A 14291-nucleotide genomic window follows, 5' to 3' on the forward strand; every position below is an offset into this window, starting at 1 on the left:
ATCAAACAACAGAAGATGCTACTTCGCTTGCGCAATTATTGGAAAGAAGGCAAATCATAAGAAGAAGAGAAAATGGTGCGTCTACCCTGATTCGAACAGGGGACCTCTACCATGTCAAGGTAGCGCTCTAACCAACTGAGCTATAGACGCATTTTCTTAAGATGTTCACCGCGATTGCTGTGAACGGCGCGTATAATAACGATGCCGCCCAAGGGGTGCAAGTGATTTTTTGCTTTTATCCACCGGTTGCAGTCCATTCGTTTGATTAACAATCAACAGGTGGCGAATTGGTTAGCAGTGGCCGAAAAAACTATCGGCCACGACCACTTAAATCAATATTCCACTGACGCTTTAATAATCTCTTTGGTAAGGGGTTTCACTAAATGTTTTTCGAAACCGGCTTTTTTTGAGTCTTCCAGGTAACGGTCGGTACCCCATCCACTTTGAGAATAGAATTTCACCTGCGCCGCTTCAGGCTGGATCTTTAATACTTTGCATAATTCGTAGCCATCTATATCGGGCATGCCGATATCGAGGAATACGCAGTTGGGTTTGAACGATTTAAATAACGCCAGGGCATTTTTAGGGTCAGAAACGCCTTGTGCCTTGTAACCCATTGATTCTGCAAGCATGCAATAGGTATCAACCAGGTCGGCGTTATCGTCGACAAACATCACCCGAGTTTCAGCCGTTGCCGCATGATCATCCGATCCCATCGTAGTTTGATCAAAGGCGACACGTGAAATAGGCAAACGAATAAAGAATGAGCTCCCCTTTCCTGCCCCATCACTTTCAACACGAATATCACCGTGATGCAGCGCCACGAGTTTACTCACCAATGTTAGTCCAATGCCTAAGCCACCTTTTGTGTGGGTAGAATGAGCCTCAATTTGCGTAAACATATTAAATACATCAGCCAGGCGTTCCTGCGGAATTCCCATACCGTTGTCGGCAATTTCTACCACCACCAATGAGCCTTCACCGCGAACACTAATTGCAATGTTGCCACCTTCTTCAGTGTACTTGGCTGCGTTGTGAATAATGTTGGAGAATATTTGGCTAAGACGCGCCTTGTCGCCGTAAACCGTTACGTGCTCTGCAGGATATTCCACGTCAATATGATGGCCTTTCTGCTGAATGTGTTCATCCACCATTTCCAGCGATTGCGATATGACATCGTGAATAAGCAGTTTTTCGAATTCCAGCTTTACTTTGCCCTGAGTAATACGGGACACGTCCATGAGGTCGTTGACCAGTTTTGACATGTAAGCAGCCTGACGACCAATGATTGAAGTGACCCGTTTGCGTGTCGCCTCGTCATCCACGCTTTCAAGGATTGCAGCCCCCGATGTGATTGGCCCCAATGGATTGCGTAATTCGTGGGCTAGGGTGGCTAAAAACTCGTTGCGGTAACGGTCTTGACGTTCCAACTCCTGAATACTGATATGCATTTTTTCCTGCACATCGAGGGCATAAACCAGAAACATGCGGTTTAGTCGGTTTGCCGTTTCGATATCAGCACGATCAAAGGGACTGGCGTAACCCATAATGGCCCGTTCGTTCACAGCAAACGAAGTGCGTGGTTTTAAACGTTCATCTTTCGGGGCATCTTCAGATTTTTCGTTTTCCACACCGACCCAACGCTGATAACGCGTATTCTCCTTTCGGAACCAGGCCGTGAAATAGCGCTTTTTCTCGAAAAGCGGAATGATCATAATACCCGCGATACCATGCTCTTTGGCCTCTGGCCACGCTTCAAACAGATTGTCACAGGTAAAGGGGAAACCATCGCTGTGACTTGCCTTCAAAAAGATGGCTTTTACCAGGTCGACAGGTAGCACATCGCCCAGAGAAATGGTCTCGTATTGAGAGAAATAGATAAACCCGTCTGAATTCAAAGCATTGAGAAACGCTTGTTCACCACTTTTCACTACCCGCCCAATGGGATTGGAAGGACCAATTTTATCCAGCATTAGATCGACGGCTTTATCGGTCTCTTCTTTTTTCACACGAGCGATTTCCTCTTCTTTTGCCCGCAAATGCCAGCTGAACAACTGGCTCAGGTTTTCGCACTGCAGTCGTACATCCTGAGGAATGTAGCAAGGCTCTCGGTGATGGCAAGAAATCAAGCCGTATAGTTCACCTTCCGTCACCAGGGAAATAGAAAATGACGCCCGCAAACCCTGATTACGGATGTATTGTAAATGAATAGGAGAAAAACGGCGCAACAGTGAACGCGACAAATCCAGAGGCTCTCTTCCCATCTCTTCCTGTGTGGGAATAAGCTTCGACGGCGGTAATTCAGTATCAGGCGTTAGGCGAACCCAATTAGTCTTATAGAGCTCTCGCGCCTGACTCGGAATGTCAGAAGCCGGAAAATAAAGCCCTTCATAGGATGAAATATCATCGGCTTTTGCTTCTGCGATAACTTTTCCGGAAAAGTCTTCGTTGAATTTGTATAAAACAACGCGGTCCATGCCTGTCAGATAACGGATGGTTGAGACCATTTCAGCGGCCATCTCGTTCAACGACGTCATTTCTTTGAAACGCGGTGCCACAGACATGGCATATAACTTTATAAATTGCTCAGCACTGTAGGTATCACGAAATTCTGTGGCCGGCTCGAATTCGACCACGTAATAGCCACTGCTGTCATACACCACAGCAAGGTAATCTTCGTCCTGATGTGATGCAAGTATGTCACGATTAAGGCGCAATTTAATGGGCAGACGTATTTTGCTTTTAGAAACACGGTCGAAGGTTTCTTGCAGAAACTGCTTTTCATCGGTTTCAGAAGACAACAAGGTGAGAAACTCCCTGCCTATCACCTCTTCAGTAAATAACTCTCTTACATTTTCACTGATTATTTGGATGGTGAGGTCTGATTTGTCGAAAGCGAGCAAAAATCCGTAACTCTGAATATTTTCAGGAATGTGAATAGGTTCATCTTCACACTTCTGATAAGGGAAGGATTTCGGGTCGTAACTCATTAATTTTTTTACCTTATTATTCGCTCGATACTTTCTCACAGACCGAGGTTTGTCGTTTCAGATGCTAACCTATCACACAACCAATGAGACTGATAAACATAACAAACTGTGATTCATTAAATGCGTTAAACGACATATATCAGAGACCATTTACTCCTGGCCAGTTTTAGCAATCAGAAACGCATGAAAAGCAGGTTGATAATTTTATCTACGGGTAGTATCGAGCGAAGATCAGCTTGAACCTGGTGCACCTTTTGCTCGGTTAATCAGTAGTCAATATCATCTAGCTTTGTCAGAGAATCCTCAAAAATGACCATTCCCGCATTCTTAAAGACCCAGGAAGCGATTACCCTCGGTATTATTCTCGCCGTGATCGTGACGCTGTTCATTGCAAAGCGCATCATATTGGTGCGTCTGAAGCAAAAAGCCCGGTCTGAGTCTAGCTCTATGGCTGGCATATATCGAATTTTGGTGCTGTCACTCGATGCCCCTCTCACCCTGTTTATCTTTCTGGTGATGGTAGTGCTTGGCAAATTTCTGTTGGAATGGTTGTCGATTATTAACGACCGCACAGAGTTGATTATCGAACATGTGGTGAAAGCAGGCGTCATTCTCACTTTTTTCCTGTTTTTCGAACGCTTTTTTACCTACTCCTTGCGCCGGTATCAGAATGAATCCACATTAGTTAAGAATACCAGCAGCATAGCCGGCGGAGCCATGCGGGCAATTCTAGCTAGCCTGGCCATCCTGGTAATACTGAGTACGATGGGTGTTTCTATAACGCCAATCATTGCGTCGTTAGGTATCACCTCTTTGGCCGTAGCCCTTGCACTTCAGCCCACCCTTGAGAATTTCTTTTCAGGTATACAACTTATTATCGATAAGCCGATTCGCGTAGGCGACTTTATCGAACTGGATTCCGGCGAACAGGGATTTGTGGAGAAAATTGGCTGGCGGTCAACGTGGGTCAGAATGCTACCAAACAACATTGTGATCATGCCCAACAGTAAGTTATCTAACTCTAAATTGATAAATTATTATTACCCTGAACGAGAATTGTCTGTGCCAATCGAGGTGGGGGTGCACTACTCGTCAGATTTAGAGCTGGTTGAAAAAGTGTGCCTGGAAGTGGCGGAATACACCTTGCACAACCATGAATACGGAGTACCGACCTACGAACCTTTCGTGCTGTTTCACACCTTCGATAATTCCAGCATTAACCTTACCGTCATGCTGAGAACGCGTGAGTATTTTAACCGCTTTTTTATAAAAAGTGCGTTTATGAAGATGCTGAAGCAGCGCTTTGATGAAGAAGGTATTGTGATTCCATTTCCAATCACGGCCATTAATGTGGATCAGGAAGATGCGGCAAACATATTGGCTTCCAGTAAAGCCAAAGCCGTAGTGCGGGCGCAGAAAAATTAACTGCGCCACACACATGAAGCCGCTTTAGCAGCTTGCAGAGCTACAAACTTGAGGCGTACGATTTTTCTGACGCATCATCATGTAGCTTAATCCCCACATGACAAAGCCACCAGCAAAAAGCAATGCTGAGGCATAGCCGGTTTCGTTAAACGTTGCACCGGAAGCCAACAGGCTGCCTCCCACCCATGGACCAATAGCATTAGCCGTATTAAATGCGCACTGCACGAGTGCACCAATCATAGCGTGGCCGGTAGGCGACACATCGAGTAGCATCGACTGAATAACCGCAGCCAGCCCCACGGAAGCCCCCAGACAAAACACGCTGAGGTATAACCAATAGATATCGTGGGCGGCAAACACGTACATAATAGAAATGCCCACACTACAAACCAACGCAATACCGGTGGTAGTAAGGGGAGATTTGTCAGCCATGCGTCCACATACCCAATTCCCAATGGTGGTACCCAAACCAAACATCATCATAGCAATGGAAATGGTGACTTCTGGCGCTTCTGTTACATTCATAATGGTGTCGGCAAGGTAAGTGTAAATACAGAACACACCACCAAAACCAACAAAAATGATCCCTGAAATTGTCCACACCAGTTTATTTTTAAGTACGCCGAATTCTTCACCCAAACGTGTTGGCTGAGTAATGGGGCAACTGGGTACAACAAAGCGAATCAGGATTGCAGCGGCCAAAGCCAGTACAGCGACGATAGCCATGCAAACGCGCCAACTCATCGCTTGGCCAACCAACGTTGCCATAGGTACACCTACGATGGTAGCGATAGTCAGGCCCATAAACACCATCGACATGTAGCTCGCACGCTTGCCTTTTGGTGCCATATCTGACGCAATCAATAACGCCGTACCGAAATAGGCACCGTGCGGCAGGCCACTGAGCACACGATAAAACACCATTTCCGGTAACGACGTCGCAATAGCGCTCAACCCATTGGCAATGAACATCATTGACGCAAACAAGACCAGGGCAGTTCGTCGGTTCGTTTTATTGGTGAGCAACATAAATAGCGGTGCCCCAATTACAACGCCAATGGCGTAACCGCTGATCACATTGCCCGCCATGGCAGGTGAAACATCAAAAGATGCTGCAATGAGTGGCAGCATCGACATTGAAGCAAATTCAGTAAGCCCAAGCGTAAACGTACCGAGCGCCATGATCATAATTGGCCAGAACGGAGACGCCGAAGTTGTCCCGTGGTGAGTTGTCATAAATACCTTCTGTCAGGAAAAATAAAAGCAATGTAACAACTGTCAGTAATTACCAAACGTTGTCCGGTGGATAAACCAACAATCATCATTTTAGAAACAGGGTGTAAGGTTTTTTTGCTGCGGGAATCTGAAATACGCAATCTTAGATTGCTCAGATTTGGCCGTCGATGTTATTAGAGTTTGACCAATCCTTTGGTATGACTGAATTATAACGCACTGGTGCCGGGTTTGAACAACGCTATTTATCACACGATTAAGGTGTTTCATCAGACTAAAAACGGCTTAATCAGAGAAATAAATATGGCTGTAACAAGCGCTTAATAATATATACAAATTATTGAATTTATCAGCGGCGTTGAAATAAGGTTTAATGGCAGGGTAATACCAATTTGCTCGACATCGGCCGAGTTGCGGTATCACTTTTTCCGGCTACAAAAGTGAGAATGATAGTCATTCTCTGCTTGAGTGGTTACACTAATAGAAAAATTAGAAAGACGTATGAGAAGAACACCAATATACTGGCTTTTAGTATTCGGACTACTTATGCCAGTATCTGCATTCGCCAATGAAGATATCGACGCTGTCATACAAAAGGTACGAGCGCCCTCTTACGATTGTCCCAACGATAACCTCTTTACTGAGCTTGAAGCCACGCTGACCCGGGAGTCATTGACGACGATTCAGCGAAATGCATTAATCAGTGCCAAAGGGCAATTTCTGATTTGTCGAGGTGACTTCGAATCCGCACTGTCACTGCTTGAGGATCTTGTGGACCAGCCGGACATCGATAAGGCTTCCTATACTTACGTGTCTGCGATAAACCAGATCGGATTTATTTACGATGCTCAGGAAAACCCAACGCGCTGTCAATATTATCGCCAAGCCCGCTCCTTATCATCGCCAGAAAAACACAGTGATATTTATATGAGCTCATCGTTGGGCATGATCAGCTACTGTTCAGAGTCAGACGATGTTTCAGAGCGGTTAGGAAAAATGTTCAATATCCTTGAACGTTTTTATGAAGACGGTTCTCCCGCTGAACTCGCACATATACACAACTCCATCGGCTTACTTTACGGCGGACTCGGACAACACGGGTTGGCAGCAGAACAATTCCTCAAAGCCCATGACATGGGCGTGCAATTTTACGAAGGAAGTAATAAGTTAAGCATGCTGATCAGTGCCATTGTTTCTCTGCAAAGCAGTGGTCAGAACGAAGAGGCTTATCGACGCATTGAAGAATATGCGGCGTTAAATGCAACCATAAACACACCGCTCACCAACTATTTTTACTATAACTCGCTGGTGTATTATTACCGAAAAAACCGAGATTTTGAGAATCTTGAAAAAACCCTGCCTGATTTCAAAACAGCAGTCTCCGCCGTATCCAGCTCATTCGGCACGCTAATTTATAAATGGCATGAAGCCGAAATTTGCCTCCACAACGGTAACCTTGTCTGTCTTGTCGACTATGTTCAACAATTTAAAGACGAGAAAAATAAAATACCACCAAGGCTCGCGACTAATCTGGACTATCTCAGCTTTAATCTGGCAATTTACCTGGCGCTGGGTGATGTTGAGAAAGCACGCGTTGCCAACGATGTATTCGCCATGGAAGCTGAGCGCAAGCGCATTAAACAACAAGATTCAGCTCGGGTGCTGAGTGCCGCAAACCTGTATAACCGGATTTATGGTTTGGAAGCAGAAGTTGAAGCTGAACAGCAAGCGCGTCAGAGAATTCTGTGGGCACTTCTTGCTGTATTTATCATTACCGGCAGTCTCGCCACTTATTTCTTGCGTCGCAAGTTCCTTGCCGCTAAAGCCATCGATCCTGTTACGCAGCTGTTGAATGCGGAAATCGCGATTAATCGCATTGGCAAGCTCAGTGCACCAGACAAAGGTCGCGCAATAGGCATTGCCGTCTTTGATATCAGTAATTTCAGGGAAATAACCCGATATCTCGGCCCGAGTAAAACTAACAGCGTACTTAAAGCCATTGCTCGAACACTACAAAACAACATTCGTGGAAGCGACATTCTGGGCCGATTTGGCACCGAGCAATTTATTATGTGTCTGCATAATGTTGAGGAAAGTAGTGCGCGCCCCTATTTTGAACGCATGCGAACCGCCATAGCCCAAGCGTTGGAAGAAGGTGATACAACCGGCAGTATTAAAGTGGAGTCGACGGTGAGTATCTTCATTACCAATGAAAAAATAACCGGCTTGCATGATATCCTTGATGACATGGCGACATCAATTGGTCTAAATCACCGGTCAGAATAACGCTGGCCGGCAGATCCTCCACTGTTAATTTAAAAGTGCGTGCTTAGCCATTCAAACAAGCAAACGGCAGCGGTTTTATCACATCCATCACGCTGCCATCTTCTGTCACCTTCATAAAGTATTCCCCTAACCGATCTGTTTCACTTAACACAGTTTGCCAGTATTTAATGCGGGTTTTGGCATCCATGGTATTGAAGTCTTTACGATCAGGGATTTTCCCGTAAGGCAAAGACTGAACAAACTCAGCAGACGGCACTAGCATCACCACATTGTCGTAACTACTACGATGAGGTAATCGTCGTTTCAAATTTTTATCAAACCACCCTGGTACGGGTTTATCGAAGAAATGAGGATAAAGTACCAGGCCCTTGCGGGGGCCAAACGATAAGTCAAAATGGTAGTCCACAATGCCGCCGTCTCGATACACGCCTTCAGGCACGCCAACAATTTTTTCCACGCCTTCTAACACCAGTGGAATTGAACCAGACGCGAGTAAGGCATCTTTCACATTAACAAACTGCAATTCGCTACGTTCAGTATTCAACTGATAAGGATCATGAATAGTGAGCTCGCTGCCCGGCGCTGAAAAGACATGACGGGTGTAAAACATATTCAGATTTTTTCGCCGTACCGCGTTTGCAGCAGCACTCATCAATAATCCGTTAAGCTGCGTATAACGGCCACGGCTGGCCATGGCATTATGGCAGCGTACGGCAAAGATGTGTGCTTTGAATCGTTCATTGCTGATGATTTCATAAGCCCCTTGTTTGCCTACAACATGGTGAAGCAATTCGCGGGCTTTGGTCGTGATTTCATTGGCAGTAGGCTTTTTGGAATAAACTGTAGTGGAATAGTGTTCTGCCAGTCGATTAATGGCCGCCAGCGGATCGTTTTGTACCGCACAAGCTGCACGAAACGCGCCTGCGGAAGAACCAATTACTTGCACCTGTCCGCCACGGGTATCGAACCATTCTGGAAACAATACCCTGTCGAGACCCGCAAGCACGAACCACTTCGGGCCCCCCGAGGCGCCGAGAAAATAATTAAACAGCAGAGGATAAAAGCCGTTTTCCTTAAGCGTTGCCAGCGCGCCTGGGCCAGCATAAATATTCAATGGCGCGGTCAACGTGATTTCCTTATTTCCGTTTTATTTTTCTTATACTGACTTTATCAGCCATCATCGGGATTGTCATTGCCTTGGCGTTATTAACTCTCTGAATAAAGGGCAAAATAGGCACCAGACGGATCGCTCACGTACACGAACCGAGCGGTTCCATGTTCACGCACATCACAGAGCAGTCTGCCGCCCTGCTCCACCACTTGATTCACAGAAGCATCGAAATTTCGGGTCGTAAAATAAGGTAACCAACCCGCGGGAACATTTGCGTTTGCCCCCTTTCGGTGACAAATGCCCCCCATGACTTTGCCTTCACTGTCTTTAACGATGAAATCATTGTATTCCCCCATGGAAAGTGCTTCTTTTTGCCAGCCCAACACGGCAACATAAAAATCGCTCACGGCAACAGCATCGTCTACGGTTAAATCACGCCAATCGGAAGTGGAATCACTCATTTTCTGCTCCAGAGATAGAATGAAGAGTCAAGACGAACAGCTTAAAGAATTTCGCTTTTTTTTCACATTTTTTTTCGCACAGCGGTAGACACAGATTGTGGAAAATGCTTGGAAATTCGTAACAGTTATCCACTGAACATGTTTTAACCACCTTTTTTTAACGCTTAAAATCATGCAGTTACAAATTCCACACACACTACTCAACAAACTTATCCACAGATAAAGTGGATAACACGTGGAAGTTATTCAACGATAGTGATTTAATGAGTTTCTCTCAAAAACTGAATTTTAAGCGATGACCAAACAAACGCTTGCCGTGATTAAAAATGAATTTACCATTCATGCCTTTGACCCTCACTCTGCGATTCCTGCATCCGTTCTGAACAGCGACTATTATTTTATTGGTAAAACGGAAGACACGCTCTCTGTTGTAGTGCCCTCTTCGGTTAAGCTGATGTCTCTTGAATCAGATGAAGGCTGGCGCGCCCTTGAACTGCTTGGCCCATTGGAGTTGTCTATGGTGGGTATTATGGCAAACCTGGGAACTGTTCTGGCCAATGCAAAAGTGAGTATGTTCATTGTTTCTACTTTCGATACGGATTTTTTCCTGGTGAAAGCAGATAAACTCAACGACGCTGTTACCGCACTTAGTGAAGACGGTTACACCATTATCGAGCAGTAACGCAATATGACTCACGCATTTTCGACAACCGCCCCCCAACAATATCAACGGCAGTTTGTTGTAAACTCACCGGTAAATGGCAGCCGCATTGACCTGAGCGCCCTTGATCTTCCTTTGCATGAGGCTGGCATGTGGGGCGCAACAATGGCCTTTAGATATAGCGGACATACCGTATTTGCGCCAACAGATTGCTTAATCGAATCCATACCAGAGAGCGGTTATGAACTTAAGGTTAAAACCAGCTACGGACTCAAACTGTGGATTAACCTGCTACCACACCCCCACCACTTGATGGGAGAAAAGTGTGAGCGCTTAGTAAAGCCCGGTCAGAAAGTAAAAGCAGGAACACCACTGATGCACTTTCAGCCACAATGGTTGAAACAGCAGGGTTTTGAGCCTACTGGAGTACTCTGTGTTCTCAATGGCGATAAGTGCAAAGCCGTGGTCGCCACCCATCTTCAACAATTTATCGCTGTAGAAGATCCGTTAATCCACATTTACATTTAGTCCGTCTCAATCTGATAATCTTTAATAGCACTTCATACGTTATTCACGTAAACATGCTATAAACTTTCAAAAACACGTCGTCTATAAAGGGTTTAACGTGAAAAATTTCGTGTGTGAATGCGGCAATACGCTGTACTTTGCAAATTCAGAATGCCTGGCCTGTCACCGCCCGCTTGGTTTTATCAGCCAGGAAATGACCCTGACCGCTTGCGAGATAGACGAAAACGGCCACTGGGTAAGTTGCCTGAATGGTAAACACTACCGACCTTGTCTCAACTACAGCCATAATAATGTCTGTAACTGGCTGGTTCCGGTGGAAGAAGAGGAAACCCTGTGTGAATCCTGCCGCCTGACTGAAACCATCCCCGATTTGTCCAAACCTGACAATCTTAACCTTTGGTTCAACATGGAGCAGGCTAAACGCCGGTTACTTTACACACTGGTCAAGCTGAGGCTGGATACCAGTGAACAATCCAGTGCGGATTCAAACGGCATGAAATTCCGCTTTCTGGAAGACGTTACCGAAGACGAGTATGGTGAGGAACTGACAGTAAAGTCCACCGTCATTACTGGCCATTGCAACGGCCTGATAACATTAAACCTGAAAGAGGCTGAGGATGAGTCTCGTATAAAAATGCGTGACGAACTTAATGAGAGTTATCGCACTCTCATCGGTCATTTCAGGCATGAGTCGGGACATTATTACTGGGACACGTTAGTCCGCGATACCCGCCACATCGACGAGTACCGGAAACTGTTCGGTGATGAGCGGCTGAGTTACACCGATGCCATGCAGACTTATTATGCAAATGGTCCGGTGCAGAACTGGCCGGCAAACTTTATCAGCGCTTATGCCAGCATGCATCCCTGGGAGGACTGGGCGGAGAGCTGGGCCCACTATCTGCATATTGTCGATACGCTGGAAACCGCCAATGACTATGGCATTAACATCTTGCAGAATCAATTATGTAACCCTCTGGCAGAAAGCTATCGGCGCAGTGCAGAAACAAATTTTGATAAAATTTTTGCAGACTGGTGTCGTTTGACAACCGTACTAAACGCATTGAACCGCAGCATGGGTCAGGATGATGCTTATCCCTTTGTCATTACAGAACCTGCAAAGCAGAAGCTGGCATTTATTCATAATCTGCTTCACGAATAAGATTAGCCCTGTCACCCAATACGAAACGGCACCATGAGGTGCCGTTTGCTTTATTCTTTAATTTTTTCCCATTCAAACCGGGGCAAGCGATTAAATGCCCGCTTCAGCCCTTCGGTCCACTGTTTCTGCAGCGATTTATACATTGTACTGTTCATAGTAAATGTCTGGTGATACGGCTCTTCAATCTGATTCGCAGAATGAATCGCCAGCTCTATGGGTGGCCCCACAGAAATGTTACTCCGGATAGTAGAGTCCAGTGACACTATGGCACAACGGGCCGCATCCTCCAGTGACGTAGCGCCGGAAATAATGCGATCCAGTATGGGCTTACCATATTTATTCTCACCAATTTGCAAATACGGCGTATCGTCAGACGCAGAGATATAATTACCTTGGGGATAAATCAGAAAAATCTCTGGTGACTGACCGGCGATCTGGCCGCCGATGATAAAATTAGATTCATTGCTGCTGCCTGAACGCTCCATGGCTTCAGCATGTTGCTTTTGTTCAGCCTGACTAAGCTTACCTACATAATCAGCCAGCTCGTGCAAATGCTTACCGGACCGCAGATTGAATTTGGCAGCCGGATTTTCCAGATCCCGTTTAATTGCATTTACCACCGCCTGTGACGTGGCAAGACTGCCTGACGTCAGCAAAACAATACTTCTCTCACCGGCCCAGTTGAACCGCCACATTTTGCTGTAAGTGGCAATATAGTCGACGCCAGCGTTCGTCCGTGAATCAGAGGCAAAAACCAGCCCTTTGTTCACTTTTATAGCAACACAATAAGTCAAATTACACCTTTCCTGACAGGATCTTAACAAGGATTTTAAAATCTTGATAAGCATGCATCCACATGCGATTGAACGCAATCTAATTCTGGCACATTTAACCTTATTAACGATTGATTTTTAGCCGTAAACAGAGTTATATGGGGAATAAATAAGCATTACTGTAATAAAACTGAAGGAATAGGCCATGGCAATCAGATGGGGAAATTACGCTACGGGCCCATTCTATGACGAGTTAATCAAGGGCAGGAATAAGCCAAGAGAAGCTGCTGTAGATTTGTGCTCTTACCTCAGGGGATTGTCCGACAAAGATATCGAAGAATACCGCGTGGCGGCCAGCACGGCCATTCACGTGATGGGCATTACGTTCACCGTGTACACTGAAGAAGAAGGCTCAATCGACAGAGCCTGGCCTTTCGATATCATCCCTCGCATTATCGACAAAAAAGAATGGCAACAAATTGAGCTTGGCCTGAAACAACGGGTAAAAGCGCTCAATATGTTCATCGACGATTTATACAACGAACAACGTATTCTGGGTGCCGGTATTGTGCCGGAAGACATTCTCATTAATTCTAAAAACTTCCTGCCGGAATGTCTGGGCGTAAAACCCAAACACGGCGTGTGGGCGCATATCTGTGGCTCGGATTTAGTGCGTGATCAGCACGGTACGGTTTACGTGCTGGAGGATAACCTGCGGGTGCCTTCAGGTGTGTCTTACATGCTGGAGAATCGCCACGTGATGAAACGGGTGTTCCCGGATATGTTCGAAAAGTACAACATACTGCCGGTAGATGATTATCCGTCTGAACTTTACGATATGCTTTGTCAGTTATCGCCGCGAGACGTGGCACAACCAGAAATTGTAGTACTCACACCGGGTATTTATAACTCGGCTTATTTCGAACACGCTTACCTGGCACAGCAAATGGGTGCTGAATTGGTTGTTGGTAGCGATCTCGTGGTTGATGACGACGATATCGTATACATGCGAACTGTTGAAGGGCTGTCACGGGTCGATGTTATTTATCGTCGCATCGATGACGCCTTCCTCGACCCGGAAGTATTTCAAGAAGATTCCATGTTAGGTGTGCCCGGCCTAATGCGTGCCTGGAAAGCCGGAAATGTCGGCCTTGCGAATGCACCAGGCGCCGGTGTGGCCGACGATAAAGTGGTCTACGCCTTTGTACCGGATATCATTCGCTTCTATCTGGATGAAGAGCCGTTGTTACCCAACGTTCCTACTTACAAGTGTATCAATAAAGACGAGCGTGACTACGTTATCGAACACATCGATGAAATGGTTGTTAAACCAGCCAATGAATCCGGTGGTTATGGTATGTTAATTGGTCCTCACGCCACCAAAGCAGAGCGTGAAAAATTTGTCCGCCTTATTCGCCGCGACCCGCGAAATTATGTCGCTCAGCCCATGTTACTGCTGTCCACTGCCCCAACGCTGATTGGAAATAAAGCCGAAGGTCGCCATCTGGATTTACGTCCGTTTATCTTATCTGGCGAAGATATCTCTGTGACTACAGGCGGTCTGACCCGTGTGGCCATGCGCAAAGGCTCTACTGTGGTGAATTCATCTCAGGGTGGCGGCAGTAAAGACACCTGGATTGTCGACATGGAGGGCGAATAAG

11 protein-coding genes and 1 tRNA gene are annotated in these 14291 nt (G+C 46.0%); 6 read left to right on the top strand and 6 right to left on the bottom strand.

Features of this window, described 5'->3' with window-relative positions; all coding sequences use genetic code 11:
* Positions 1-73: 73 nt before the first annotated feature.
* A tRNA-Val gene (locus ACXAGX_RS15605) sits at positions 74-150 on the bottom strand.
* 182 nt (positions 151-332) lie between these two features.
* Complete coding sequence (locus tag ACXAGX_RS15610; RefSeq protein WP_474818252.1) at positions 333-2990, bottom strand: ATP-binding protein; 2658 nt, start codon at positions 2988-2990, stop codon at positions 333-335.
* Between the two features lie 309 nt (positions 2991-3299).
* Here ACXAGX_RS15610 and ACXAGX_RS15615 point away from each other — a divergent pair, with 309 nt between their 5' ends.
* A complete protein-coding gene (locus tag ACXAGX_RS15615; RefSeq protein ID WP_474818251.1) occupies positions 3300-4415 on the top strand; it encodes a mechanosensitive ion channel family protein in 1116 nt (371 codons plus the stop codon).
* Positions 4416-4439: 24 nt separating this feature from the next.
* On the opposite strand, the gene ACXAGX_RS15620 is transcribed toward ACXAGX_RS15615, so the two are convergent.
* Positions 4440-5651 (bottom strand): MFS transporter, encoded by a 1212-nt coding sequence (locus tag ACXAGX_RS15620; RefSeq protein WP_474839439.1) that lies wholly within the window; start codon positions 5649-5651, stop codon positions 4440-4442.
* Positions 5652-6194: 543 nt separating this feature from the next.
* Here ACXAGX_RS15620 and ACXAGX_RS15625 point away from each other — a divergent pair.
* Positions 6195-7934, top strand: a complete 1740-nt coding sequence (locus ACXAGX_RS15625) for a GGDEF domain-containing protein (RefSeq protein ID WP_474839441.1) — start codon at positions 6195-6197, stop codon at positions 7932-7934.
* Positions 7935-7977: 43 nt separating this feature from the next.
* On the opposite strand, the gene ACXAGX_RS15630 is transcribed toward ACXAGX_RS15625, so the two are convergent.
* Positions 7978-9060, bottom strand: a complete 1083-nt coding sequence (locus ACXAGX_RS15630; RefSeq protein ID WP_474839443.1) for a patatin-like phospholipase family protein — start codon at positions 9058-9060, stop codon at positions 7978-7980.
* Positions 9061-9140: 80 nt separating this feature from the next.
* On the bottom strand, positions 9141-9506 hold the full coding sequence (locus ACXAGX_RS15635) for a VOC family protein (protein ID WP_474818245.1): 366 nt from the start codon (positions 9504-9506) through the stop codon (positions 9141-9143).
* Positions 9507-9801: 295 nt separating this feature from the next.
* On the opposite strand from ACXAGX_RS15635, the gene ACXAGX_RS15640 reads away from it, so the two are divergent.
* The 3 genes from ACXAGX_RS15640 (at position 9802) to ACXAGX_RS15650 (ending at position 11857) form a co-directional block, all read left to right on the top strand.
* Complete coding sequence (locus tag ACXAGX_RS15640) at positions 9802-10188, top strand: ACT domain-containing protein (RefSeq protein ID WP_474839445.1); 387 nt, start codon at positions 9802-9804, stop codon at positions 10186-10188.
* A 6-nt stretch (positions 10189-10194) separates the two neighbouring features.
* Positions 10195-10695, top strand: coding sequence for a PTS glucose transporter subunit IIA (locus ACXAGX_RS15645; RefSeq protein WP_474839447.1), 501 nt, complete (start codon positions 10195-10197; stop codon positions 10693-10695).
* A gap of 97 nt (positions 10696-10792) precedes the next feature.
* Positions 10793-11857 (top strand): zinc-binding metallopeptidase family protein, encoded by a 1065-nt coding sequence (locus ACXAGX_RS15650; RefSeq protein ID WP_474839449.1) that lies wholly within the window; start codon positions 10793-10795, stop codon positions 11855-11857.
* A gap of 50 nt (positions 11858-11907) precedes the next feature.
* On the opposite strand, the gene ACXAGX_RS15655 is transcribed toward ACXAGX_RS15650, so the two are convergent.
* Positions 11908-12651, bottom strand: coding sequence for a proteasome-type protease (locus tag ACXAGX_RS15655; protein WP_474839451.1), 744 nt, complete (start codon positions 12649-12651; stop codon positions 11908-11910).
* Positions 12652-12835: 184 nt separating this feature from the next.
* Between ACXAGX_RS15655 and ACXAGX_RS15660 the strand changes: the two genes are divergently transcribed.
* A complete protein-coding gene (locus ACXAGX_RS15660) occupies positions 12836-14290 on the top strand; it encodes a circularly permuted type 2 ATP-grasp protein (protein ID WP_474839453.1) in 1455 nt (484 codons plus the stop codon).
* Position 14291 lies beyond the last annotated feature (1 nt).

This window comes from Alteromonas sp. ABV4_515 (assembly GCF_056160345.1).

What these genes read in the sequence shown, in the direction of transcription:
- ACXAGX_RS15610 (WP_474818252.1), bottom strand. Translation starts at nt 2,990, where the DNA reads ATGAGTTACGACCCGAAATCCTTCCCTTATCAGAAGTGTGAAGATGAA.
- ACXAGX_RS15615 (WP_474818251.1), top strand. Translation starts at nt 3,300, where the DNA reads ATGACCATTCCCGCATTCTTAAAGACCCAGGAAGCGATTACCCTCGGT.
- ACXAGX_RS15620 (WP_474839439.1), bottom strand. Translation starts at nt 5,651, where the DNA reads ATGACAACTCACCACGGGACAACTTCGGCGTCTCCGTTCTGGCCAATT.
- ACXAGX_RS15625 (WP_474839441.1), top strand. Translation starts at nt 6,195, where the DNA reads ATGCCAGTATCTGCATTCGCCAATGAAGATATCGACGCTGTCATACAA.
- ACXAGX_RS15635 (WP_474818245.1), bottom strand. Translation starts at nt 9,506, where the DNA reads ATGAGTGATTCCACTTCCGATTGGCGTGATTTAACCGTAGACGATGCT.
- ACXAGX_RS15640 (WP_474839445.1), top strand. Translation starts at nt 9,802, where the DNA reads ATGACCAAACAAACGCTTGCCGTGATTAAAAATGAATTTACCATTCAT.
- ACXAGX_RS15645 (WP_474839447.1), top strand. Translation starts at nt 10,195, where the DNA reads ATGACTCACGCATTTTCGACAACCGCCCCCCAACAATATCAACGGCAG.
- ACXAGX_RS15660 (WP_474839453.1), top strand. Translation starts at nt 12,836, where the DNA reads ATGGCAATCAGATGGGGAAATTACGCTACGGGCCCATTCTATGACGAG.